This window comes from Pseudomonas fluorescens NCIMB 11764 (assembly GCF_000293885.2).
Classification (GTDB): domain Bacteria; phylum Pseudomonadota; class Gammaproteobacteria; order Pseudomonadales; family Pseudomonadaceae; genus Aquipseudomonas; species Aquipseudomonas fluorescens_B.
The window spans coordinates 6,263,430-6,288,226 of sequence record NZ_CP010945.1 but is presented as its reverse complement, the minus strand read 5'-3'; the positions used below and the strand labels follow the sequence as shown (position 1 = coordinate 6,288,226).

19 protein-coding genes are annotated in these 24,797 nt (G+C 60.2%); 12 read left to right on the top strand and 7 right to left on the bottom strand.

Going from position 1 to position 24,797, the window contains the following annotated elements; genetic code table 11:
- Nucleotides 1–129 precede the first annotated feature (129 nt).
- The 3 genes from B723_RS28525 to csrA all read left to right on the top strand — a co-directional run bounded on the left by B723_RS28525 (nucleotide 130) and on the right by csrA (nucleotide 1,670).
- Nucleotides 130–945, top strand: coding sequence for an SDR family oxidoreductase (locus tag B723_RS28525; RefSeq protein ID WP_017340069.1), 816 nt, complete (start codon nucleotides 130–132; stop codon nucleotides 943–945).
- A 65-nt stretch (nucleotides 946–1,010) separates the two neighbouring features.
- On the top strand, nucleotides 1,011–1,343 hold the full coding sequence (locus B723_RS28520) for a YnfA family protein (protein WP_017340068.1): 333 nt from the start codon (nucleotides 1,011–1,013) through the stop codon (nucleotides 1,341–1,343).
- Nucleotides 1,344–1,484: 141 nt separating this feature from the next.
- On the top strand, nucleotides 1,485–1,670 hold the full coding sequence (csrA, locus tag B723_RS28515; RefSeq protein ID WP_017340067.1) for a carbon storage regulator CsrA: 186 nt from the start codon (nucleotides 1,485–1,487) through the stop codon (nucleotides 1,668–1,670).
- Between the two features lie 4 nt (nucleotides 1,671–1,674).
- On the opposite strand, the gene B723_RS28510 is transcribed toward csrA, so the two are convergent.
- The 4 genes from B723_RS28510 to B723_RS28495 all read right to left on the bottom strand — a co-directional run bounded on the left by B723_RS28510 (nucleotide 1,675) and on the right by B723_RS28495 (nucleotide 6,884).
- Entirely contained in the window at nucleotides 1,675–1,902 is a 228-nt protein-coding gene (locus tag B723_RS28510) for a YheU family protein (RefSeq protein ID WP_003199186.1), read from the bottom strand.
- A 108-nt stretch (nucleotides 1,903–2,010) separates the two neighbouring features.
- Nucleotides 2,011–3,201, bottom strand: coding sequence for an osmoprotectant NAGGN system M42 family peptidase (locus B723_RS28505; protein WP_017340066.1), 1,191 nt, complete (start codon nucleotides 3,199–3,201; stop codon nucleotides 2,011–2,013).
- Nucleotides 3,202–3,359: 158 nt separating this feature from the next.
- The gene (gene ngg / locus B723_RS28500; RefSeq protein ID WP_017340065.1) at nucleotides 3,360–5,108 is read right to left on the bottom strand and encodes an N-acetylglutaminylglutamine synthetase; all 1,749 of its coding nucleotides are present in this window, start codon (nucleotides 5,106–5,108) and stop codon (nucleotides 3,360–3,362) included.
- 3 nt (nucleotides 5,109–5,111) lie between these two features.
- The gene (locus B723_RS28495) at nucleotides 5,112–6,884 is read right to left on the bottom strand and encodes an N-acetylglutaminylglutamine amidotransferase (protein ID WP_017340064.1); all 1,773 of its coding nucleotides are present in this window, start codon (nucleotides 6,882–6,884) and stop codon (nucleotides 5,112–5,114) included.
- Between the two features lie 450 nt (nucleotides 6,885–7,334).
- Between B723_RS28495 and B723_RS28490 the strand changes: the two genes are divergently transcribed.
- Complete coding sequence (locus B723_RS28490) at nucleotides 7,335–11,984, top strand: NEL-type E3 ubiquitin ligase domain-containing protein (RefSeq protein ID WP_238588302.1); 4,650 nt, start codon at nucleotides 7,335–7,337, stop codon at nucleotides 11,982–11,984.
- A 5-nt stretch (nucleotides 11,985–11,989) separates the two neighbouring features.
- Here B723_RS28490 and mnmC read toward each other — a convergent pair whose 3' ends face one another.
- A complete protein-coding gene (gene mnmC, locus B723_RS28485; RefSeq protein WP_017340062.1) occupies nucleotides 11,990–13,972 on the bottom strand; it encodes a bifunctional tRNA (5-methylaminomethyl-2-thiouridine)(34)-methyltransferase MnmD/FAD-dependent 5-carboxymethylaminomethyl-2-thiouridine(34) oxidoreductase MnmC in 1,983 nt (660 codons plus the stop codon).
- Between the two features lie 321 nt (nucleotides 13,973–14,293).
- Here mnmC and pap point away from each other — a divergent pair, with 321 nt between their 5' ends.
- Nucleotides 14,294–15,817 (top strand): polyphosphate:AMP phosphotransferase, encoded by a 1,524-nt coding sequence (pap, locus tag B723_RS28480; RefSeq protein ID WP_017340061.1) that lies wholly within the window; start codon nucleotides 14,294–14,296, stop codon nucleotides 15,815–15,817.
- A gap of 104 nt (nucleotides 15,818–15,921) precedes the next feature.
- Nucleotides 15,922–17,106 (top strand): thiolase family protein, encoded by a 1,185-nt coding sequence (locus tag B723_RS28475; RefSeq protein ID WP_017340060.1) that lies wholly within the window; start codon nucleotides 15,922–15,924, stop codon nucleotides 17,104–17,106.
- 97 nt (nucleotides 17,107–17,203) lie between these two features.
- Here the strand turns inward: B723_RS28475 and B723_RS28470 are convergent, their stop codons facing one another.
- Nucleotides 17,204–17,398 carry a DUF6316 family protein gene (locus B723_RS28470; protein ID WP_017340059.1) on the bottom strand — a complete coding sequence of 65 codons (195 nt, stop codon included), beginning with the start codon at nucleotides 17,396–17,398 and terminating at the stop codon, nucleotides 17,204–17,206.
- Between the two features lie 201 nt (nucleotides 17,399–17,599).
- On the opposite strand from B723_RS28470, the gene B723_RS28465 reads away from it, so the two are divergent.
- Nucleotides 17,600–18,559 carry a DMT family transporter gene (locus B723_RS28465; RefSeq protein ID WP_017340058.1) on the top strand — a complete coding sequence of 320 codons (960 nt, stop codon included), beginning with the start codon at nucleotides 17,600–17,602 and terminating at the stop codon, nucleotides 18,557–18,559.
- Nucleotides 18,560–18,663: 104 nt separating this feature from the next.
- On the opposite strand, the gene B723_RS28460 is transcribed toward B723_RS28465, so the two are convergent.
- Nucleotides 18,664–20,058 carry a class II fumarate hydratase gene (locus B723_RS28460; protein WP_031319059.1) on the bottom strand — a complete coding sequence of 465 codons (1,395 nt, stop codon included), beginning with the start codon at nucleotides 20,056–20,058 and terminating at the stop codon, nucleotides 18,664–18,666.
- 192 nt (nucleotides 20,059–20,250) lie between these two features.
- Between B723_RS28460 and B723_RS28455 the strand changes: the two genes are divergently transcribed.
- The 5 genes from B723_RS28455 to B723_RS28435 all read left to right on the top strand — a co-directional run bounded on the left by B723_RS28455 (nucleotide 20,251) and on the right by B723_RS28435 (nucleotide 24,797).
- A complete protein-coding gene (locus tag B723_RS28455; RefSeq protein ID WP_017340056.1) occupies nucleotides 20,251–20,781 on the top strand; it encodes a DUF2059 domain-containing protein in 531 nt (176 codons plus the stop codon).
- Nucleotides 20,782–20,793: 12 nt separating this feature from the next.
- The gene (locus B723_RS28450) at nucleotides 20,794–21,093 is read left to right on the top strand and encodes a BolA family protein (RefSeq protein ID WP_017340055.1); all 300 of its coding nucleotides are present in this window, start codon (nucleotides 20,794–20,796) and stop codon (nucleotides 21,091–21,093) included.
- A gap of 310 nt (nucleotides 21,094–21,403) precedes the next feature.
- Nucleotides 21,404–22,345, top strand: a complete 942-nt coding sequence (locus B723_RS28445) for a rhodanese-related sulfurtransferase (RefSeq protein WP_017340054.1) — start codon at nucleotides 21,404–21,406, stop codon at nucleotides 22,343–22,345.
- Between the two features lie 3 nt (nucleotides 22,346–22,348).
- Nucleotides 22,349–22,987: a DsbA family protein gene (locus tag B723_RS28440; protein WP_017340053.1), complete on the top strand. Its 639-nt coding sequence runs from the start codon at nucleotides 22,349–22,351 to the stop codon at nucleotides 22,985–22,987.
- Nucleotides 22,980–24,797: an ABC transporter ATP-binding protein gene (locus B723_RS28435; protein ID WP_017340052.1), complete on the top strand. Its 1,818-nt coding sequence runs from the start codon at nucleotides 22,980–22,982 to the stop codon at nucleotides 24,795–24,797. The genes B723_RS28440 and B723_RS28435 overlap by 8 nt, the downstream gene beginning before the upstream one ends.

Below are 24,797 nucleotides of genomic sequence, written 5' to 3'. Positions count from 1 at the left end.
GAGAGATTAAGTTGATCCGCCCGCTTGCACGGTTTGCTCAGGCCATTCAGCAATCTGATGGAGCGTGGGTTGGGCGATGTCCTTCGCTACACTCGACGCATCTTCCCCGGAACAACAAGGCTGTTTGCTATGCAAAATCGCATGATGATCACTGGCGCGGGCTCGGGCCTGGGTCGCGAAATCGCGCTGCGCTGGGCGCGTGAAGGCTGGCAACTGGCCTTGTCGGATGTCAGCGAGCCTGGTCTGCAGGAAACCCTGAAGCTGGTTCGCGAAGCCGGTGGCGACGGTTTCATCCAGCGCTGCGATGTGCGCGATTACAGTCAGCTCACCGCTTTCGCCCAGGCCTGTGAAGTCAAACTCGGTGGCATCGATGTCATCGTCAACAACGCTGGCGTTGCCTCGGGCGGGTTCTTCAGCGAACTGTCCCTGGAGGACTGGGACTGGCAGATCGCAATCAACCTGATGGGCGTGGTCAAGGGCTGCAAGGCGTTCCTGCCGCTGCTGGAAAAAAGCAAAGGCAAGATCATCAACATCGCGTCGATGGCTGCGTTGATGCAAGGCCCGGCCATGAGCAACTACAACGTGGCCAAGGCCGGCGTGGTGGCATTGTCGGAAAGCCTGCTGATCGAACTGGCGCAGCAGGAAATCGGTGTGCACGTGGTGTGTCCGTCCTTCTTCCAGACCAACCTGCTGGACTCCTTCCGCGGCCCGACGCCGGCCATGAAAGCCCAGGTCGGCAAATTGCTGGAAAGCTCGCCGATCACCGCGACCGACATTGCCGACTACATCTATCAGCATGTGGCCGCCGGCGAATTCATGATCCTGCCCCACGAACAGGGGCGCATGGCGTGGGCGCTCAAGCAGAAGAATCCGCAGCTGCTCTACGATGAGATGACCATCATGGCCGATAAAATGCGCGCCAAGGCCAAACAGACCGCAGGCTGAACTTGCCCGTTGGCACCGTGATCGCTAGGGTGGCCGCCATCGGTCATCCTCGCGGGACGCTTTGCATGCTCAATTACCTGTGGTTTTTTCTCGCCGCCCTGTTTGAAATCGCCGGCTGCTTTGCCTTCTGGATGTGGTTGCGCCAGGGTAAAAGCGTCTGGTGGGTCGTGCCGGCGTTGCTGAGCCTGACATTGTTCGCGCTGCTGCTGACCCGTGTCGAGGCGACTTACGCCGGACGCGCCTATGCCGCCTACGGTGGCATCTACATCATTGCGTCGATTGGCTGGCTGGCGGTGGTCGAACGGATTCGTCCGCTGGGTTCGGACTGGATTGGCGTGGCGCTGTGTGTGATCGGTGCGAGCGTCATCCTGTTCGGTCCGCGTTTCTCCGCAACCTGACGCAAACCCACAGTGTGTAAGACGTTTCCTTAAGGGGGTTCGTCTTGTGCTGTAGGGCAGGACTGTTTTGCGCTCGTCGCATTGAAGGCCTGTGGCGCGCCGGGCATCTTCAGGGTTCGATAACCTTGAAGGACGAATGCCATGCTTGTACTCAGCCGCGTTGTAGGCGAAATGATTTCCATCGGTGACGACATTTCAGTGCGTATTGTCGGCGTCAACGGCAACACGGTGCGCTTTGGCGTCGAAGCGCCGCAGAGCGTCAATGTGCACCGTGCCGAAGTCTACAAGCGCATCCAGGCCCAACTGGAAAAAAGCAAAGGACGATGAAACATCAATCGAACAGATGTTTGGGCACGTCGTGCTTGAGCATCAACTGGCACTGCTCGCTTTCCGGGTCGAAGACAATCAGCGCCTGGCCCTTGGTCAACGCCTGACGAACCCGCAATACGCGGGTCTCCAGCGGCGTGTCATCGCCGTTGTCGGTGCCGTCACGGGTCACGAAATCCTCGATCAGGCGGGTCAGGGTGTCGACTTCAAGTTGGTCGTGGGGAATCAGCATAGGCACCTCGGCTAAACAATGGGCGCGATGCTACGGCGAATGGGCGGTTGCGGCTAGTCTGTGGTTATAGCGTCGCCTGGCGATCCACCAGGCGACCTGCCATCCGTATCAGCTCTCGGACCGCTGCCCCACCAGACTGTCCACCGAAGGCACCCTCGTATCGCTTTCCATCTGCGTGTCATGTTCGATTTGATGGCTGAACCGGTCCAACGAGCCCTTGGCCGGCTGCGCATCGCTGGCGAACACTGGCGGGCTGAGAATGTAGGCGCCGAGCAGGCGACTGAGTGCCGCGAGGCTGTCGATGTGCGTGCGTTCATAGCCGTGAGTCGCGTCGCAGCCGAAGGCGAGCAGGGCGGTGCGGATGTCATGGCCGGCGGTGACCGCCGAATGCGCGTCGCTGAAGTAATAGCGGAACAGATCGCGGCGCACCGGCAACTCGTTATCGCTGGCCAGTCGCAGCAAGTGCCGGGACAAGTGATAGTCATAAGGCCCGCCGGAATCCTGCATCGCCACGCTGACCGCGTGTTCGCTGGAATGCTGGCCGGGCGCGACCGGCGCGATGTCGATGCCGACGAATTCGCTGACGTCCCAGGGTAACGCCGCCGCCGCGCCGCTGCCGGTTTCCTCGGTGATGGTGAACAGCGGATGGCAGTCGATCATCAGTTCTTCGCCGCTGTCGATGATAGCCTTCAAGGCCGCCAGCAAGGCGGCAACGCCGGCCTTGTCGTCAAGATGACGGGCGCTGATGTGGCCGCTTTCGGTGAATTCCGGCAAGGGGTCGAAAGCCACGAAATCGCCGACGCTGATCCCCAGGGAATCGCAATCGGCACGGGTGGCGCAATAGGCGTCCAGGCGCAGTTCGATGTGATCCCAACTGATTGGCATTTCATCCACCGCAGTGTTGAACGCGTGTCCGGAGGCCATCAGCGGCAACACACTGCCCCGAATGACGCCGTTGTCGGTAAACAGGCTGACGCGGCTGCCCTCGGCGAAACGGCTGGACCAGCAGCCGACCGGCGCCAGCGTCAGGCGGCCATTGTCTTTGATGGCGCGAACGGCGGCGCCGATGGTGTCGAGGTGGGCGGAAACGGCGCGGTCCGGGCTGTTTTTCTTGCCCTTGAGCGTGGCGCGGATCGTGCCGCGGCGGGTCATCTCGAACGGAATACCCAGCTCTTCAAGCCGCTCGGCGACATAGCGCACGATGGTATCGGTGAATCCGGTGGGGCTGGGAATGGCGAGCATTTCCAACAGGACTTTTTGCAGGTAATTGAGATCTGGTTCGGGGATTTTGCTAGTCATGGAAACTCCTGATGAGTTGAGCGCATCGATGGTTTCGATGAGGAAGATTTGTGTCGACTGAACTGACGCCTTGGCGAGCAGGCTCGCTCCCACATTTGACCGCGTACCCCTGTGGGAGCGGGCTTGCCCGCGATAGCGTCAGCCCAGATAACACATGATTAGGAAATGGCTGGCTGACTGTGCGGAAACAACAAATCCACAAACCGCTCGGCCGTCGGCTGCGGCTCATGGTTGGCCAGCCCGGCGCGTTCATTGGCTTCGATAAACACGTATTGCGCTTGATCCGCCGCGAGCACCATCAGGTCGAGCCCGACCATCGGAATGTCCAGCGCTCGCGCCGCGCGCACGGCTGCATCCACCAGTGTCGGATGCAGGATCGCCGTGACATCTTCAAGCACACCGCCGGTATGAAGATTGGCCGTACGCCGTACAAACAAATGTTCGCCCGCCGGCAGAATGCTGGTGTAGTCGTAACCCGCTGTCTGCACAGTGCGTTCGGTTTCGTGGTCCAGCGGGATTTTGCTTTCACCGCTGGTGGCCGCCTGACGTCTGCGACTCTGGGCTTCGATCAGCGCGCCGATGGAGTGCTGCCCATCGCCCACCACTTCCGCCGGCCGGCGAATCGCCGCGGCGACCACTTCAAAACCGATGACCAGAATCCGCAGGTCGAGGCCTTCGTGGAAGCTTTCCAGCAACACGCGGCTGTCGAACTGGCGGGCGGATTCGATGGCTTGCTGAACCTCTTCAATGGTCCGCAAATCCACCGCCACCCCTTGACCCTGCTCGCCATCCAGCGGTTTGACCACGACCCGTTCGTGCTCGTCGAGAAATGCCAGATTGTCGTCGGCGTTGCCTGCAAGCAGTTGCGCCGGCAGGTTCAGGCCGGCATTTTTCAAGACCTTGTGGGTCAGGCTCTTGTCCTGGCACAACGTCATGCTGATGGCGCTGGTCAGGTCGCTCAGTGACTCACGGCAACGGACCCGCCGACTGCCATGGATCAGAGTGAACAGGCCCGATTCGGCATCATCGACCTGGACTTCGATGCCGCGCCGATGGGCTTCATCAACGATGATTCGCGCATAAGGATTGAACGCGGCTTCTGGACCAGGGCCCAGGAACAAAGGCTGATTGATCCCGTTCTTGCGCTTGATCGCAAAGGTCGACAGGTTGCGAAAGCCGAGTTTGGCGTAAAGACTTTTCGCCTGGCGGTTGTCATGCAGCACTGAGAGATCGAGGTAACTCAGTCCACGGCTCATGAAGTGTTCGATCAAATGCCGCACCAACACTTCACCGACGCCGGGTCGCGAACAGTGCGGATCGACCGCCAGGCACCAGAGGCTGCTGCCGTTTTCCGGATCGTTGAATGCCTTGTGATGATTGAGGCCCATGACGCTGCCGATGATCGCGCCGCTGTCCTCGTCTTCGGCAAGCCAATACACCGGGCCGCCCAAATGACGCGGAGTCAGCAGGCTGGCATCGATCGGCAACATACCGCGGGCCTGATACAACTGATTGATCGCCTGCCAGTCCGCATCGCTTTGTGCGCGACGAATGCGAAAACCGCGGAACACGCGGGTTGCCTGACGGTAATCGCTGAACCACAAGCGCAAGGTATCCGACGGATCAAGAAACAACTGTGCCGGCTCGAGCCCTAGTACTTGCTGGGGGGCGGCGACATACAGGGCGATGTCTCGCTCGCCCGGCTGCTCATTGAGCAATTCCTGGGCGAGGCTCGACGGATCGGGGAATGTATGGCCGATCAGCAACCGGCCCCAGCCGCAATGCACGGCAATCGGTGCGGCGCCCAGTTCACTGCCGTCTTCGGCCAGGCGCGCCTGCAAGCGTTCGTACGAGGGCGCCTGACCGCGCAACAGGCGTTGGCTGTACGCCGTGGCGTGAGGTTTCATCGATCAGATTCCTTGTTCACTGAGCCACAGGTTCAGTGCCGCCAATTGCCACAGCTTGGAGCCGCGCAAAGGGGTCAACTGGCCTTGTGGATCGGTTAGCAGGCGGTCCAGCATCGCCGGGTTGAACAGGCCGCGATCCTGGCTTGGATCCAGCAGCAATTCGCGCACCCAGTTCAGCGTGTCGCCTTGCAGATGCTTGAGGCCCGGCACCGGGAAGTAACCTTTCTTGCGGTCAATGACTTCGCTTGGAATCACCAGTCGTGCGGCTTCTTTCAGCACTTGCTTGCCGCCGTCCGGCAGTTTGAATTTGCCCGGCACCCGCGCTGACAACTCCACCAGGCGATAGTCGAGAAACGGCGTGCGCGCCTCCAGGCCCCAGGCCATGGTCATGTTGTCGACACGTTTGACCGGGTCGTCCACCAGCATCACCGTGCTGTCCAGACGCAACGCTTTATCCACCGCCGCATCGGCGCCAGGTTGTGCGAAATGCTCCTTCACAAAGTCGCCGGCGGCGTCATTCGCGGTCAGCCATTTCGGCTGTACGGTGGCGGCATAGTCCTCGTAGCTGCGGTCGAAAAACGCCTCGCGGTATGCCGCATACGGATCGGCCGCACCATCGACCTGCGGATACCAGTGATAACCGGCAAACAGTTCGTCGGCACCCTGGCCGCTTTGCACCACTTTGCAGTGCTTGGCCACTTCGCGGGACAGCAGGTAAAACGCAATGCAGTCATGGCTGACCATCGGCTCGCTCATGGCGCGGAATGCCGCCGGCAGTTGCTCGATGATCTCTTTTTCGTCAATGCGCAGTTGATGGTGCTGCGTGTTGTAGTGTTTGGCGATGAGGTCCGAATACTGGAACTCGTCACCGCGTTCGCCGCCGGCATCCTGGAAACCGATGGAGAAGGTCGAGAGGTTTTCCACGCCGACTTCACGCAACAGACCGACCAACATGCTCGAGTCGACACCGCCCGACAGCAGCACGCCGACATCCACCGCCGCCCGTTGACGGATCGCCACGGCGTCGCGGGTGCTGTCGAGGACACGGTCGCGCCAGTCTTCGAGGGTCAGGTTCATTTCATCGGCGCGTGGGCCGTAGGGCAGGGTCCACCAGGTTTTCTGCTCGGTACGGCCATCCGCTTCGATGCGCATCCAGGTGGCCGGTGGCAGCTTTTCAATGCCGGCCAGCAAGGTGCGCGGCGCCGGGACCACCGCGTGGAAGTTCAGGTAATGATTGAGCGCCACCGGATCGAGGATCGGGTTGATGTCGCCGCCCTTGAGCAATGCCGGCAAAGCGGAAGCGAAGCGCAGGCGTTGGCCGGTGCGCGACAGGTACAGCGGCTTCACGCCGAGACGGTCACGGGCGATGAACAGGCGCTTGGCGTCGCGCTCCCAGATGGCGAAGGCGAACATGCCATTGAGCTTGGGCAACAGCGCTTCGCCCCAGGCGTGATAGCCCTTGAGCAGCACTTCGGTGTCGCCGCCGGAGTAGAAGGCGTAACCGAGGCTTTCGAGCTCGGTGCGCAGTTCCGGAAAGTTGTAGATCGCGCCGTTGAAGGCCAGGGACAGGCCCAGTTGATTGTCGACCATCGGCTGCGCCGAGCCGTCCGACAGGTCCATGATTTTCAGGCGACGATGGCCCAGGGCAATCGGCCCCTGGCTGTGAAAGCCCCACGCGTCAGGGCCGCGAGGTGCCAGGTGATGGGTGATTCGTTCAACGGCTGCAAGGTCCGCAGGTTGATGATCAAAGCGTAACTCGCCAGCTAATCCGCACATAAAGTCCTTACCGGTTTTTCCGTTGGGGAGGGTCAATCGATACCCGGCCAAAACGACGGGTACTCAGAAACTGACCCGCTGGGATGGTGGGAGTTTTAGATCGATAAGTAATAAGCATCTGTGGCTGGGAACGACAGCCCTGGCAGAAATGCGCATTGCTGTGGTGGTAATTATTGAAGTGATGCATAGAAGTTGCTGTTGGGATGCACGCTCATTCGACCCGGTATTCGAATTATCAAATGCCTGTCGAGCTTCATAGACTGAAGGCCTCTCAACGCAATAAGGATATTGCTCATGCTGGCTACGACTTCCAAAACCGCCCCCGTGGCGGTGCCCATGACATCGGCACAGCGTCTCGAAGCGTTGTTGGAGCACACAGGCGACCTGGACAAGGCGCAAGTGCTGCAGGCGTCTATCCCACAATGGCTGGCGACGGCGGATCTGAATGAAGTGCAGGCGCTGAAGGCTGCGTTCGAGCAGTCATTTGCTGCCCAAGGCAAGGTCATGGAGGTGCTCAAAAAACTCAAGCCGCTGGACGAGTTCTGCAAAGAGCAACTGACCGGGTTTCTCAAGGGCAAATGGACGATCGATTTCGACGTCGAGCGCGACACGCTGGACATCACCAAAATAATCTACACCTCAACGGGTGTGCTCCCGGTCCTTGGTGGCAAGAATAAAGAAACGACCACCTCACGCAGCCTGCTCCAGGCGGCCATGGAAAACTTCACTTCTGCGGAGGCGGCGAGCGGCGGCATTCCGCACTCGGTCGTACGAATCAATAGACAGGCGCAATCAGGGGCTGAAGCAACCCCTGAAAAGTTCGCTGCACTCTGTCGTGAACTCGACCTTGGCGCCCGCTATCAGCGCCATATCAAGCAGGTCCTGGCATTGCCGCCCAGACTCGCACGTGGTGTGCCTGTCGATGATCAGGCCTCCGCGGCGGACATACGGCGGTTGAAGGTGTTGGACATGCAAGTCGCCCTCCACATGGCCTCCCTGAAAAAGAACATCACGCCCGCGGTCTACACGATGCTGCTGAGTGTGATCGATCAGGATCTCCCGGCTGCTCAAACCAGAGGCGCGCTGTTTGATGGCGGGCCGGTGCATTGGCAGGGCTTGATGATTCATGACGCCTGCATCTGTGGGGCACTGGTATTTACCAAAGTCTCCATCGATACCGAGCCGAAGGCCCGGTGTGTGGTTTATATGCCGAACGAGCCCAGACGACCGCTGTATGAATACGCCTCGCTGGATGAATTCAAGGTCTACCTGACCCTCCATTTGCAAAGCAGACGCTACCGGAAGTCTTTCGCCGAGCAGTACCTGCACGGACACGATAAAACCGGGTTTTTTAGCCAGTTTGACAAGGGCAAGACCTTGGGCCCGCTCACTGCCGCTCCGGCCGATACCTGCCTTGGCGATTTTTTCTTCAGTACTTTTGTCAGTACCACGCAAAAAGACGCACGAGTGCTTGCCGTGCCGACTGAAGATGTCGATGAACAACAGCGGGAAACAACCATTCAGGCAGTGCTCGATGGGGGGCTTCTGCTGTTGAACGTAGCTGCTTTTTTCGTCCCGGTGATCGGCCAATTCATGCTGGCTGCGGCAGTCGTCGACATCGTCAGTGAGGTCTATGAAGGTGTGGAGGACTGGACGCACGGCGAACGGGCCCAGGCGCTGTCCCATTTGCTGAGTGTTGTGGAAAACGTCGCGCAGTTGGCAGCGTTTGCCGTCGGCGGAAAAATCATCGCGACAGCAATGGGCAAGGGCGCGAAAGAGCAGGAGGCATTTTTCGACGGTTTCGAAGCCATCACTCGCGCTGATGGCAAAGCAAGGTTATGGAAACCCGACCTCGAACCCTATAAACAGACCACAGCGTTGCCAGGCGACATGCAGCCTGATTCGCAAGGGCTTTACCGACATGGCGGACGGACGTCGATCGTCATGGCAGGAACACCCTATCGCACCACCCGTAACGCCGCAGGGTCGGCATGGACCCTCAATCATCCTGTGCGCACTGACGCGTTTGCGCCTGCCGTCGAGCGAAGTGTGGAAGGTGGCTGGCGGCATGCCTATGAGCATGCGCACGAGTGGCGCGACGGTGCTTACGCGCTGGGGCGCACGGATCCGCGCCTCGGCGATCTCAGCACTGATCTGGAAGCGATTGCCCGCATCACCGACATGACGCCTGACACGTTGCACCTGCTCCATGAAAGCAACCTCAAGCTACCGCAGCGACTGAATGATTGTGTCGAGCGCTTCAGGATTGACCGGCGCATCACCGCGATGGTCGCGGCAATGGAACGGGGAGAGACCGCGAACAAGGCCTTCATTCAGGAGCAACTGCATACACTGCCGAGGCTGCCCGGCTGGCCGGCCGATCGCTTCATTGAAGTCCACGACGGGGCGGACCAGGTCGTCTCGCGTTTCCCCGAAACCGCCCCTCACGATGATGACGTGAGCAGCGTGCACGTCCTTCAGTCGGATCTGGACTCGGGGAAATTGCTCGATACCGTCATCAGTGGCCTCTATCCGGCAGAAGTGGAGCGCATCGTTGGTCGCACGACGACTGAATCGAAATCGCAGCTGCTGGCAAAGAAGATCGCGACAACGCTCAAGAGCAATCGCCAGCCGCTGTTTCAGTGGCTCTATAAATCGTGGGACGGCACCGCCACCGGTGACGTTGCGACGCTGGGCGAACACGCCGCGGACCTTCCTGTCCGCGTGCGACAGGAATTGCTGGATAACGCTTCTGGCAGGGATCGCCGTTTTCTGCGTGAGCGCAAAATCCTTGGAATGGATCTCGCTCGGCAGGTCAGTGAGGCACAGGCGCTGATCAGGCAGGACCGTGCGCTCACCGGGTTGCATCTCCCGCACCTGGCCAATGCCGACACCGACAGACTGACGCTCGGGTTGATGGACAGGGTGCAAGGCTGGGATGACAGCTGCCGACTGGAAGTGCGACAGGGCTCAGTGACCGGCACCTTGCTGGACAGCGTGGGCGAAGTGGAAGCCCTGTCGCGCGGGGTGATTGTCAAGACATCCACCGGGTATCAGGTCACCCAAACCAACGGCAATGTGTCTTCCACGCTGACGAGCGAGACGCTGCTTCCATCGATAGTGGATGCCTTGCCTGACAGCGCCCGTACCCGTCTCACCGACGACGATACGCTGGATGTCCCGACGCTACGATCTCGGCTGTTGAGGGCCGCCGCCGGCGATCCGGCACGTACCGCGCGGGTGTTACGGGGGGAAATCAGTGAAACACCCAAGCACCTTTTTGCCTGTGTCCAGGCCGATCCCCCCGCTGCGGGCACTTATGCCAGAGGCTTGATCCGTAAAGTCAGAAAGCTCTATCCACTGTTCACGGATGCCCAGGTTTCGTCGTTTCTCGACAACGCCGGCAGCACCCAGATGCAGCGGGTGAATCGAATCAAGGAGCTGCAGCAGCAACTGAAAAAACTGCTCGGCGTGTTGCACACCTGGCGTGACGATGAAGTGCAAATGAAGAAGTTACCGGGGCAGATCGACGATATCCGCGCCGGCCGTCGTCAGGTGGCCGAAGCCATCGAACACTGCTGGCGCCGGGTAGAACTGCGAAATCAGCCTTCTACATCGCTCGTGCTGGAGTGCAACCCCGTCGGTCCATTGCCATCGCTGACCGAACCGGATGTCGCCCATGTGCGCAGCCTTTCAATCAGAGACATGCAGGCCGGTGATGAACTGGCGTATTTCCTCGCGCCGTTCAAAGGGCTGGTCACTCTGGAGCTGGACCGCAATCAACTCACACGATTGCCTGAGGCGTTGTCGCATATGCCCGACCTCCAGCACTTGAGGCTGGAGGGTAATCAGCTTCAACTGACTGAATACACCCTGCGCAAACTGGCTGATATGCGCACTTTGCGCACGTTGGGGCTGAGCGGCAATCGCTTGGGAGCCACGATTGATGTCAGCAAAATGCGGGATCTGAAAGAACTGCTACTGCGCGATACTTACGCGACGGAACTGCCTGTCGGGCTGTCCCGCTTGCCGTATCTGGACTTCGTGGACTTGCGAGGAAATCAGATTAGGGAGTTGCCGCAATGGCTGTTCCAACTTCCTCAGCGATTCGCTCTGGCGATCAACCTGCGTCATAACCCCATATCCGAGACGAGTCGAACTGCGCTGGAGGCCTATCGGAGCCGTACGGGCATCGGGATGGGGCTGCTGCAGAATGAAACGGCGGTGCTCAATGATCAAAGGGCTCGAGACCTGTGGATGCCAAAACCGGTTGAAGAGACCTATGCCAGTCGTAATCGTGCATGGCTGGCGCTGAAGAACGAACCCCGGGCGAAAGAGTTCTTTGAACTGCTGGCGGAAGTCGGGAGCTCGGCGGATAGCCGTTTTGTGAACGAAGACATGACCCGGCGCGTCTGGAGTGTCATTGAGGCGACACGGACGGACTCGGCGTTATGCACTCAATTGCTGTCGATGGCAGTGAAAGCCAATTGCGCTGATGATGCGGCGACGATCTTCAGTAACCTCGAGGTTGCCGTCGAGATCGGCAGGGTGGTTCGACAGTCCGCCAATGCCCATGATCAGGCCGCTCGGTTGTTGAAACTGGGGCGAAGCCTGTTCCGTCTGGATTATCTTGGCAGAATTGCTCGGGAACAGGCTCAGGCCAATCCGGCGCTCGATGCGGTGGAAGTGGAGCTGGCTTATCGCACCGGCCTGGCTGACCGGCTCGAACTGACCGGCCAGCCCCGGCACATGCGTTATGCATCGCTGAGTGGCGTAAAGGCAAATGATCTGGAGGTTGCCTACAACAAGGTTATCACCGCAGAAATCTCACCTGAGCTATCGACTTACATCAGCGGCCGCACCTTCTGGAGCGACTTTTTGCGACAGCATCATGGCCAACAGTTCACCGACCTGACGGCACCCTTTCACGTGCGGATGGAAACAGCCTTCGAAAATGAGGCGACGCTGGGCTCGGACTATCGTCCGCAGGTTGACGGCATCGCCGATGAGTTGAAGCAAGCCGAGACTGCTTTGCTGAAGCGTCTGACCGAGGCGGCCTTGATGGCTGACGAGTCAAGGACTTGCTTTGCGCTGGATTGAGCGCCTCAGGCCTTGCCCCGGATCAATCGGCGCAAGGCAAACCGGTTCGGATGGCACGCCTCGGCCACGGCTCTGGGCACTGGCAACGGTTCGTTATCCAGCCACGCCGCCAGCAACTCGCCTGACAACGGAGCGGTGATCAAGCCTCGGGAACCGTGGCCGCTGTTGACGTAAAAACCGTCAAGCCATGGACAAGGGATGTCCGGGGTTTGCCGGGCATCCTTGCTCAAGGCGCTGTAGGCGTCGACGAACGCCTGGCCGTCGGCCAATGGACCGACAATCGGCAAGTAATCCGGGCTGGTGCAGCGAAACGCTACGCGCCCTTCAAGTGCTTCAGGCTGCAATCCATTCGCGCCGAGCCGAGCGACCAGGTCTACGGAGATTTCTTCGAGCATCTGCAGATTGCCTGCATGTTCGGCAGCGGTCGGCGTCAGGTCGTCGGAGTTGAAATCAAAACTGGCGCCGAGGGTGTGTTCACCCAAACGAGCCGGCGCGACGTAACCTTCGGCGCAGACGACGGTGCTCAGCGCCTGGCTTTCAGAGGTCTGTGGCAGGCGAGTGATTTGCCCGCGAATGCGTTTGAGTGGCAGCTCGCTGCTGTAGGAGAAACGCTTGATCTCGGCAGCGCCGGCCAGTACCACCACCGGGGCTTCGGCCAGCAGGGTTTCGCCATCCAGGGCTTGCCAGTGTCCCTGCACTCGGCGCAACTCCAGCACATCGTGATGGGGCAGGATCTGTATGTTCGGGTGCGCAGCTTGCCATTGGCACAGGGCGGGCGGGTGCACCCAGCCGCCTTCGGGGTAGAACAGGCCACCCGATTGCAGCGCGATGCCGGCACGGATTTCGGCCTGCGTTTGATCGAGCGTGTGCAGCAAGTCCTCGGGAAACGCCGCGGCCAATTGCGCCTGACGCTCGGCTTCCTTGGCGTTGAAGGCCAGTTGCAGCACGCCACAATCGTCCCAGTCGAGACCTCGATGCAAATGCTCAAGCAAGCGTCGGGTGTGGCCGAACCCGCTGACGATCAATTGCGACAACGCGGTGCCATGTGCGGACAGCTTGAGGTACAAAACCCCTTGAGGATTGCCCGAGGCTTCCTGCGCCAGTGCTGCATGACGCTCCAGCAGACTGACCTGCCAACCCCGGGCCGCCAGGCTGGCGGCTGTCGCGCAACCGGCGAGACCGGCACCGATCACCAGGGCACGACGTTCGCTGGTCAAGGAGGCCGGACGGGCAAACCACGGTTTCGCCATGGCGGGCTTCGCGGCCTCCTCTGGCCAACCGAGAAACACCCCGCGCAGGATTTCCCATTTGTGGCCGATGCCGGGCGTGCGCTTCATCTTGAAGCCTGCAGCATTCAACAGACGACGCACCCACCCGGTGCTGGTGAAGGTGCTGATCGTCGAGCCGGGCGCCGCCAGTCGGGCCAGCTCGGCAAACAGTTCGGCGGTCCACATGTCGGGGTTTTTCGCCGGGGCGAAACCGTCGAGAAACCAGGCATCAATCTGCGCATCCAGTTGCGGTAACTGTTCCAGCGCATCGCCGATCAACAGCGTCAGGGTAATGCGTCCCTGGTCCAGAATCAGGCGCTGAAAGCCTTGATGGATTGCCACGTATTGCGCCAACAGTTGATCGGCAAACGGTTTGAGCTCTGGCCACAAGGCCAGCGCCCGCTGCAGATCGGGCAGGCTCAGCGGGTACTTTTCGACACTGACAAAATGCAATCGCGCACCGGCCACCGCGTGCTGCTCGAACAACTGCCAGGCGCACAGGAAATTCAGCCCGGTACCAAAGCCGGTCTCGCCAATCACCAATCTCCCGCCCACCGGCAATGCGGCAAAGCGTTCACGCAGCGCGTTCTGTTCGAGGAAGACGTAACGGGTTTCGTCCAGCCCGGACAGGTCGGAAAAATACACGTCATCGAACACCCGCGAACGCGGGAGCCCTTGGTCGTCCCAGTCGAGCTGGGCGTGGGGCAATACAGGTTTCATGGCAGGCTCGGTAACGGCAAGGCGGCCATTCTAGCCGATCGCCGCCGACGTGCTTGATCCATGGCAAGGCTTGCCGATCTGGATCAGCGAAACTTCCAGGCCGGGAGGGGCGCTTTGTGGTGAGGGAGCTTGCTCCCGCTCGGCTGCGAAGCGCCTGTAAGCTGGATCTGCGTGTGCGTTTACTGATGTCGGGACGGCTACGCCGTCCAGAGGGAGCAAGCTCCCTCGCCACAGTTTTCATCTCGGCCAACAAAGATGGATTTCTGCCACGCAGCAGAGGTCAATCCGCTAGTCTTGTTCAATCCTGGAAGGAGCCGTCCCATGTTCGAATCTGCTGAAATCGGTCACGTTATCGACAAAGAAACCTATGATGCCGAAGTGCCGGCTCTGCGTGAGGCACTGCTCGATGCGCAGTTCGAACTTCAGCAGCAAAAGCGTTTTCCGGTGATCATTCTGATCAACGGCATCGAAGGTGCCGGCAAGGGCGAGACGGTGAAACTGCTCAATGAGTGGATGGACCCGCGGCTGATCGAAGTTCGCACGTTCGATCAGCAGACCGACGAAGAACTGGCGAGGCCACCGGCCTGGCGTTACTGGCGGATGCTCCCGGCCAAGGGCCGCATGGGGGTTTTTTTCGGCAACTGGTACAGCCAGATGTTGCAGGCTCGGGTTCACGGGGTGATCAGGAGTCCCAGGCTCGATCAAAGCATCAACGGTGCTGAACGCCTGGAAAAGATGTTGTGCGATGAAGGTGCGCTGATCTTCAAGTTCTGGTTCCACCTCTCCAAGAAACAAATGAAAGACCGCCTCAAGGCCCTCGCCGACGACCCGCTGCACAGCTGGCGCATCAGCCCGCTGGACTGGCAGCAATCGGAGACTTACGACAGGTTCGTCAAGTATGGCGAACGCATTCTGCGCCGCACCAGTCGCGATTATGCACCGTGGCATGTCATCGCCGGGATGGACCCGCGCTATCGAAGCCTGGCGGTTGGCAAGATTTTGCTCGAGGGCCTGCAAGGTGCCTTGAAAAGACCGAAGATTCACCCGGACAAAGTCAGTGCCGCGCCCTTGGCCAGCAGCGTCGATCACGTCAACCTGCTCGACAGCCTCGACCTGTCCCTGCATCTGGACAAGGACGATTACGAAGAGCAGCTGATCACCGAGCAGGCGCGGTTATCGGGATTGATGCGCGACAAGCTCATGCGCCGCCACGCCTTGATTGCGGTATTCGAAGGCAACGACGCAGCCGGCAAGGGCGGGGCGATCCGCCGGGTAGCCGCAGCACTCGATCCCCGGCAATACAGCATCGTGCCGATTGCGGCTCCCACCGAGGAGGAGCGGGCACACCCGTACATGTGGCGTTTCTGGCGGCATATTCCGGCGCGGTCGAAATTCACCGTGTTCGACCGCTCCTGGTATGGCCGGGTGCTGGTGGAGCGCATCGAAGGCTTTTGCAGCCCGGCGGACTGGCTGCGCGCCTACAGTGAGATCAACGACTTCGAAGAGCAGATCGCCGATGCCGGGGTGATCGTGGTCAAGTTCTGGCTGGCCATCGATAAAGAAACGCAAATGGAGCGCTTCGAAGAGCGCGAGCAGATTCCTTTCAAACGCTTCAAGATCACCGAAGATGACTGGCGCAATCGCGAAAAGTGGGATGCCTACCGGGCTGCGGTCGGCGACATGGTCGACCGTACCAGCACTGAAATTTCACCTTGGACGCTGGTGGAAGCCAACGACAAGCGCTGGGCGCGGGTCAAGGTTTTGCGCACGCTCAACCTGGCGCTGGAAGCGGCGTTCGAAAAGTCCGACAAGCATGAGAAAAAGCTGAAAAAGCTGAAGACTTGAGCCGATGGCTGCGCATACGCGGGGTGAATGATTGTCGCGACCGGTCACGGGTGGACTTATGCTCGGTCCACTCTTCTCAACCGATAACAACAATGAGGTATGCCATGCGTGAAGTGGTGATCGTCGACAGCGTGCGGACCGGCCTGGCCAAGTCCTTTCGCGGCAAGTTCAACCAGACCCGTCCGGACGACATGGCGGCTCATTGCGTCAATGCACTGCTGACACGATCGGGCATCGACCCGGCCAGCGTCGAGGATTGCATCGTCGGCGCCGGCTCCAACGAAGGTGCCCAGGGCTACAACATCGGCCGTAACGTCGCTGTGCTGTCGCGCCTGGGCACCGGCACCGCCGGAATGACCCTCAACCGCTTCTGCTCGTCGGGCTTGCAGGCGATTGCCATTGCGGCCAACCAGATTGCTTCGGGTTGCAGCGACATCATTGTCGCCGGTGGTGTCGAGTCCATCAGCCTGACGATGAAAAGCGTCAACACCGACAACCTGATCAACCCGCTGCTGAAAGAGCAGGTGCCGGGCATCTACTTCCCCATGGGCCAGACCGCCGAAATCGTCGCCCGTCGTTACAACGTCAGCCGCGAAGAACAGGACCTGTACGCCCTGCAAAGCCAGCAGCGTACCGCTCAGGCGCAGGCCGCCGGTTTGTTCGACGATGAAATTGTGCCGATGGCGGTGAAGTACCGCGTTGAAGACAAGGCCACCGGGCAGGTGCAGATCCTCGACGGTATCGTCGATCGTGACGACTGCAATCGTCCGGACACTACGCTGGAAAGCCTGGCGGGGTTGAAACCGGTGTTTGCCGAAGACGGGTCGGTCACGGCGGGCAACTCGTCGCAGCTGTCCGACGGTGCTTCGATGACGCTGGTGATGAGTCTGGAAAAAGCGCTGGAACTGGGGCTGAAACCGAAAGCGTTCTTCCGTGGTTTCACCGTGGCAGGGTGTGAACCGGATGAAATGGGCATCGGCCCGGTGTTCTCGGTGCCAAAGTTGCTCAAGGCCAAGGGGTTGCAGGTGGCCGACATTGATCTGTGGGAGCTCAACGAAGCGTTCGCGTCGCAATGCCTGTACAGCCGCAACCGGCTGGGAATCGATAACGAGAAGTACAACGTCAATGGTGGGTCGATTTCCATCGGCCACCCGTTCGGCATGACGGGCTCGCGTCAGGTTGGGCATCTCGTGCGGGAATTGCAGCGGCGGAACTTGCGTTACGGCGTTGTGACCATGTGCGTTGGGGGCGGGATGGGGGCCACGGGGTTGTTTGAAGCGGTGCGGTAATTGCCTTGGTATTTGTAGGGACAGTTACATAGTCATCGTGGGCAAGTCGGATCGTCGTACCGCCGCTCCGACTTGCCCGCGATGCAGGCGCCTCGGTCTATCGGCTGGCGCTCAAAAGCTGCATCCGCGCGACATAAGCCTCAATCTCCCGCGCCGCCGCCTCCGGGTTTTCAAACGGCCCCTCTTGCGTGTTTTCCCGGGTGCTGAAATACAATTCCCCGTTTACCCGACACATCCGGTCGCTGCGAAAGTGTGTGGCGGGGGCGTTGTCCTGGGCGCGCATGCCATACATGGCGGTCTCCTGAAGGCTGGTGGATCCAATGAGCTTATGCATGAACCGCTTACCGCGCCTGGCCAACCGATCGACGGCAAATCGCCAATTTATTGCTGCGACCCGCACAGTTTCATTTGCGTCTGCTTGCCAACTGTCCCTGTGTGCCAGACGCCGCTGAGCCTAGAATGACGATTCTTGCCATCTGGCCTTGGGGTACGCATGCACATTTCATCCGGTCGCTGGGTTTACGGTCTGTTCCTGGCCTTGTTGACCGCGTTGTTGTGGGGAATCCTGCCGATCAAACTCAAGCAAGTGCTGCTGGTGATGGACCCGGTCACGGTGACCTGGTTTCGGCTGATGGTGTCCGGCGGATGCCTGTTCATTTACCTGGCCGCCACCAGGCGCCTGCCGAGCCGCAAAGTGCTCGGGCCGCGCGGTGGCTGGCTGGTGCTGATGGCGGTGCTCGGCCTGGTCGGCAACTACGTGTTGTATTTGATGGGACTGAACCTGCTCAGCCCCGGCACCGCGCAACTGGTGGTGCAGATGGGCCCGATCATGTTGCTGATCGCCAGCCTGTTTGTGTTCAAGGAACGCTTCAGCGTGGGGCAGGGGATTGGCCTGGTGGTGTTGCTGATTGGTTTCGGGCTGTTTTTCAATCAGCGCCTGGCCGAGTTGCTCACCTCGTTGACTGACTACACGGCGGGTGTGCTGCTGGTGTTGCTGGCGTCCACGGTCTGGACGTTCTACGCCCTGGGGCAGAAACAACTGCTGACGGTGTGGAATTCATTGCAGGTGATGATGGTGATCTATCTGTTCTGCGGGCTGTTGCTGACGCCGTGGGTGCATCCACTGGAAGCGTTGCAACTGACTCCGCTGCAGGGCTGGCTGTTGCTGGCGTGCTGCATGAACACGCTGATTGCGTATGGCGCGTTTGCCGAAGCGCTGGCGCACTGGGAAGCCTCGCGGGTGAGTGCGACGCTGGCGATCACGCCGTTGGTGACGTTCGCTGCGGTGGCGACGGCGGCGTGGTTGTGGCCGGACTATGTGCAGGCCGAGACGATCAATGGTCTTGGGTATGGCGGGGCGGTGCTGGTGGTGCTGGGATCGGCGCTGGTGGCGTTGGGGCCGTCGTTGATTGCGGGGCTCAAGGCCCGGAAGGTTCGGATGGCGGCAGGGTAATCCGCGTCATCGTTCTTCGCGAGCAGGCTCGCTCCCACAGGAGTACTCGGTCAACTGTGGGAGCGAGCCTGCTCGCGATGACTGACTAAAGGCCGCCCAAAATCTTAACCCTTCGCCCCGGCCTCCAGCATATTCTCCGGCCTTACCCACGCATCAAACTGTTCATCCGTCAGGTACCCCAGCTGCAACGCCGCCTCCCGCAACGTCAGGCCCTCGGCGTAGGCTTTCTTGGCAATCTCCGCCGACTTGTCATACCCGATATGCGGGTTCAGCGCCGTCACCAGCATCAAACCACGCTCCAGATGTTCAGCCATCTTCTCGGCATCCGGTTCCAGTCCGGCGATGCAATGCTGCTGGAAGTTGCTGCAGCCGTCGGCCAGCAATCGGATTGATTGCAGCAGGTTGTGGATGATCACCGGTTTAAACACATTCAATTGCAAGTGCCCCTGACTGGCGGCGAAACCGATGGCAACGTCGTTGCCCAGCACCTGACACGCCAGCATCGACAGCGCTTCGCACTGGGTCGGGTTGACCTTGCCGGGCATGATCGAGCTGCCGGGTTCGTTGGCCGGCAATTTCACTTCGGCAAAACCGGCACGCGGCCCGGAGCCCAGCAGGCGCAGGTCGTTGGCGATTTTCATCAGGGTCACGGCCAGGGTTTTCAGCGCGCCGGACAAAGTGGTCAGTGGTTCATGGCCCGCCAGTGCGGCGAACTTGTTGGGGGCGGTGACAAACGGCAGACCGGAGAGCGCGGCCAGCTCGGAGGCGATCGCTTCGCCAAAACCGTGCGGTGAATTCAGCCCGGTGCCGACCGCGGTGCCGCCCTGGGCCAGTTCACACACGGCAGGCAGGGCGCTGCGGATCGCCCGTTCGGCGTAATCCAGTTGCGCGATGAACGCCGAGAGTTCCTGACCGAAGGTGATCGGCGTGGCATCCATCATGTGCGTCCGACCGGTCTTCACCAGTTTCATGTGACGTGCGGACAACTCGGCCAAACCTCCCGACAGCTCGCTGATCGCCGGTAGCAAATGGTGCTGCACCGCCTGCACGGCGGCGATGTGCATCGCAGTGGGGAAGCAGTCGTTGGAGCTCTGGGAGCGGTTGACGTGATCGTTGGGATGCACCGGCAACTTGCCGCCTCGCGGGTTGCCAGCCAGTTCGTTGGCGCGCCCGGCGATCACTTCGTTGACGTTCATGTTGCTCTGGGTGCCGCTGCCGGTCTGCCAGACCACCAACGGGAACTGGTCATCGTGGCTGCCGTCGAGCACTTCGTCGGCGGCCTGTTCGATCAGACGGGCGATGTCGGCGGGCAGATCCCCATTGCGGTCATTGACCCGCGCCGCGGCCTTCTTGATCAACGCCAGTCCATGCAGCACCGCCAGCGGCATACGCTCGTTGCCGATGGCGAAGTTAATCAGCGAGCGTTGCGTCTGAGCACCCCAGTAGGCCTCATCCGGCACTTCCACCTCGCCAAGGCTGTCGGTCTCGATACGGCTCATCATGCACACTCCTGTCAGTCTGATAGCGCAGTTTAGGCCGTGATCGCCGGCCGTGGTTCCATCGGTCTGGATTATGACCATTCAACCCCTCTAAATCAGGCCCGACAAGGCTTGGGGTTGAGCGACACACTTTTTTAGGCGCAGAATGGATGCCCTTGGGGTTTGACCTCGCCTGCTAGAAAAGGAAACTCGATGACTCGTCTTCGTGCCATCTGTACCGCGGTTGCACTGGTTTGCGCCAGCGGCCCTGTTTTTGCCGATACCGCCAGCCACAACGCCAGTGCCGAAGCTTTCCTGACCCTGGCGCACGCTGACAAATTGGGCACTCCGGTGTACATGCAAGTGCAGCAAATGTTCGCTCAGCGCTTTGAACAGACCAAAGCCCCTGAATCGAAAAAAGCCTTGCTGGAAACCTACCAGGCCAAGGCCAACGCCGCCCTGGACGCAGCCATTGGCTGGAAAAAGCTGAAGCCGGACATGGTCAAGCTCTACACCACCAACTTCAGCGAATCCGAGCTCAAGGACCTGGTCGCGTTCTACCAGTCGCCACTGGGCAAGAAAGTCCTGGAAAAAATGCCGCAGCTGACCCAGCAATCGGCCCAGATGACCCAGGCCAAGCTGGAAAGCGCGGTGCCTGTGGTCAACAAATTGCTGGCTGACATGACCAACGAGCTGGACCCTAAAGCCGGTGCTGCTGCTCCTGCTGTCAAGAAAAAGCCTTAAGCGGAGCCCGGTATGACCATGCAACAACGCATCGAATCGACGCTGGGCCTGTTACAGCCCGAGCACCTGCAAGTGCTGGATGAAAGCCATATGCACAGTCGTGGGCTGCAAACCCATTACAAGGCCGTGGTGGTCAGCCAGCAGTTCGAGGGGCTCAACCGCGTCAAGCGTCACCAGAAAGTCTACGGCACGCTCGGTGAGCTGATGGGCGAGTTCCATGCGTTGGCGCTGCATACCTACACGCCAGAGGAATGGGCGCAGATCGACGCGGCCCCGGCCTCGCCGACCTGTGCTGGCGGTAGCAAACATTGATGTGAAAGGTTGATGGGCTGAAAACCTGAAGGCCAGAAGCGCAGAAGGGCTGTTGTGGCGAGGGAGCTTGCTCCCGTTCGGCTGCGCAGCAGTCGTAATGCTGGCGACTCCACTCTTTCAGACAGAACCCTGTTGCAGGTTTTGGGACTGCTTCGCAGTCCAGCGAGAGCAAGTTCCCTCGCCACAAAGGCAACTTGCAGTCCTAAAACCACACCGTTTTTGCTAGAATCCGCAACGCGCCGCTTACCCGGCGCGTTTTTTTTCGCATCCGGTTCACCCCTTACGAGGGTAGCCACCTGGAGAATCACCCATGACACAACAGATTGTCGTGGCGGCACTGTATAAGTTCGTCACCCTGGAAAATTACGTCGACCTGCGCGAGCCACTGCTGCAGGCGATGGTCGACAACGGCATCAAAGGCACGTTGCTGATCGCCGAAGAAGGCATCAACGGCACCGTCTCCGGCAGCCGCGAAGGCATCGACGGGCTGATGGCGTGGCTCAAGAACGACCCGCGCATGGACGACATCGACCACAAAGAGTCGTATTGCGACGAGCAGCCGTTCTATCGCACCAAAGTCAAACTCAAGAAAGAAATCGTCACCCTCGGCGTCGAAGGCGTGGACCCGAACAAAAAGGTCGGCACCTACGTTGATCCAGAGAACTGGAACGCGCTGATCAGCGATCCGGAAGTGCTGTTGATCGACACGCGTAACGACTACGAAGTCTCGATCGGCACTTTCGAAGGCGCCATCGATCCGAAGACCACCAGCTTTCGTGAATTCCCCGATTACATCAAAGCCAATTTCGACCCGGCCGTGCACAAGAAAGTCGCGATGTTCTGCACCGGTGGCATTCGCTGCGAAAAGGCCTCGAGCTACATGCTCAGCCAGGGTTTCGACGAGGTCTATCACCTCAAGGGCGGCATTCTGAAATACCTCGAAGAGGTGCCGCAGGAAGAAACCAAGTGGCAGGGCGACTGCTTCGTCTTCGATAACCGCGTGACCGTGCGCCATGACCTGAGCGAAGGCGACTACGATCAGTGCCACGCCTGTCGTACGCCGGTGAGTGTCGAAGACCGCGCGTCCGAGCACTACGTGGCTGGCATCAGCTGTCCGCATTGCTGGGATAAGCTGAGCGAGAAGACCCGTCGCAGCGCCATCGATCGGCAAAAACAGATCGAACTGGCCAAGGCTCGCAACATGCCGCACCCGATCGGCTACAACTACAAGCAAACCCCTTCCGAGGCTTGAACCATGTCTGCTCGCCGCCTGCTCTATGTGATGGACCCGATGTGTTCCTGGTGCTGGGGTTTTGCGCCAGTGGCCAATGCGCTGGTCGAACAGGCGCAGGCGGTGGGTGTGGACGTGCATTTGGTGGTGGGTGGCTTGCGCACTGGCAGTGGTTCGGCGCTGGAGCCGACCACCCGGCGCTACATTCTTGAACACTGGCAAGCCGTCACCGAGGCCACCGGCCAACCCTTCAAGACCGAAGGCGCGCTGCCCGAAGGCTTTGTGTACGACACCGAACCCGCCTGTCGGGCGTTGGTGACGGCGCGCAGCCTGGCACCGGATTGCGCATGGAAACTGCTCGGTCTGATCCAGCATGCGTTTTATGCAGAAGGCCGCGATGTCACCCACGCCAGTGTACTGGTGGAGCTGGCGGAGCAGGCCGGTTTGCCACGCATCGAGTTCGCGGCCGCGTTCGACCGCGCCGATCAACATGCCGCGACAGCGGCCGATTTCACTTGGGTGCAGGACCTCGGCATCGCCGGTTTCCCCACCTTGCTGGCGGAGCGTGATGGTCAATTGGCGTTGTTGACCAATGGCTATCAGCCTCTAAGCGTTCTGTCACCGCTGCTCGGCCGCTGGCTGGAGCGCGCTGCCTGTGCATGACCAGCCTGACGACACCGCAACCGCTACACGTGTCGACCGTCTGAGCTGGGCGGAAATCCGCCGACTGGCCCTGCATCACAAGAAAGCCCTGTGGATCGCCAACGGCGTGGCCGTACTGGCAACGTTGTGCAGCGTGCCGATTCCCTTGCTCTTGCCGTTGCTGGTCGATGAAGTGCTGCTGGGGCATGGCGACTCTGCGCTGAAGATCATGAACCACGCGCTGCCCGAAGGCTGGCAGAAAGCGGCGGGGTACATCGGCCTGATGCTGCTGGTGACCTTGTTGCTGCGCTGTGGTGCCTTGCTGTTCAACGTGGTGCAGGCAAAGTTGTTTGCGGCACTGGCCAAAGACATCGTCTACCGCATCCGCATAAGGCTGATCGAACGGCTCAAGCGCATCTCGCTGGGCGAGTACGAAAGCCTGGGCAGCGGCACGGTCACCACGCACCTGGTCACTGACCTGGATACCGTGGACAAATTCGTCGGTGAAACCCTCAGCCGTTTCCTCGTCGCCATGCTGACCCTGGTCGGTACGGCGAGCATCCTGATCTGGATGCACTGGAAACTGGCGCTGCTGATCATGCTGTTCAACCCGTTGGTGATCTACGCCACGGTGCTACTGGGCAAGCGGGTCAAACACCTGAAGAAACTCGAGAACGACAGCACCTCGCGCTTCACCCAGGCGCTCACCGAAACCCTCGATTCCATCCAGGAAGTGCGCGCTGGCAACCGTCAGGGCTTCTTCCTCGGGCGCCTCGGCCAGAGAGCTCGCGAAGTACGTGATTACGCGGTGACTTCGCAGTGGAAAACCGATGCCTCGAACCGGGCCAGCGGTTTGCTGTTCCAGTTCGGCATCGATATTTTTCGCGCCGCGGCGATGCTTACGGTGTTGTTTTCCGACCTGTCCATCGGCCAGATGCTCGCGGTGTTCAGCTACCTGTGGTTCATGATCGGTCCGGTGGAACAGCTGTTGAATCTGCAATACGCCTACTACGCCGCCGGTGGCGCGTTGTCGCGGATCAACGAACTGTTGGCCCGTGCCGATGAGCCGGAATACCCGGGCGGGGTCGACCCGTTCAACGGTCGTGAAACCGTGGGTATCGAAGTCACGGGATTGAGTTTCGGTTACGGCGACGAGCTGGTGCTGAACCAGATGAACCTGTCCATCGCTCCCGGTGAAAAAGTCGCGATTGTCGGCGCCAGCGGGGGCGGCAAAAGTACGTTGGTGCAGTTGCTGCTGGGTCTTTATACGCCACAGGCAGGAACCATCCGCTTCGGTGGTTCGACCCAGCAGGAGATCGGACTGGAAACGGTTCGCGAGAATGTCGCGGTGGTCCTGCAACATCCGGCGCTGTTCAACGACACCATCCGCGCCAACCTGACCATGGGCCGTGAGCGCAGTGACGAAGCCTGCTGGCAAGCACTGGAAATTGCACAACTGCACAACACGGTTCGGGAATTGCCCAACGGCCTGGACAGTATCGTCGGGCGTTCCGGCGTGCGCTTGTCCGGCGGCCAGCGCCAACGCCTGGCGATTGCACGGATGGTGCTGGCCGAACCGAAAGTGGTGATCCTCGACGAGGCCACTTCAGCGCTGGATGCCGCCACCGAATACAACCTGCACCAGGCATTGGCGCGGTTCCTCAGCCACCGCACCACCCTGATCATTGCGCACCGCTTGTCAGCCGTGAAGCAGGCCGACCGAGTGCTGGTGTTCGACGGCGGGCAGATTGCCGAAGATGGCGACCATCAGCAACTGATTGCCGAGGGTGGTTTGTACGCCAAGCTGTATGGGCATTTGCAACAACATTAG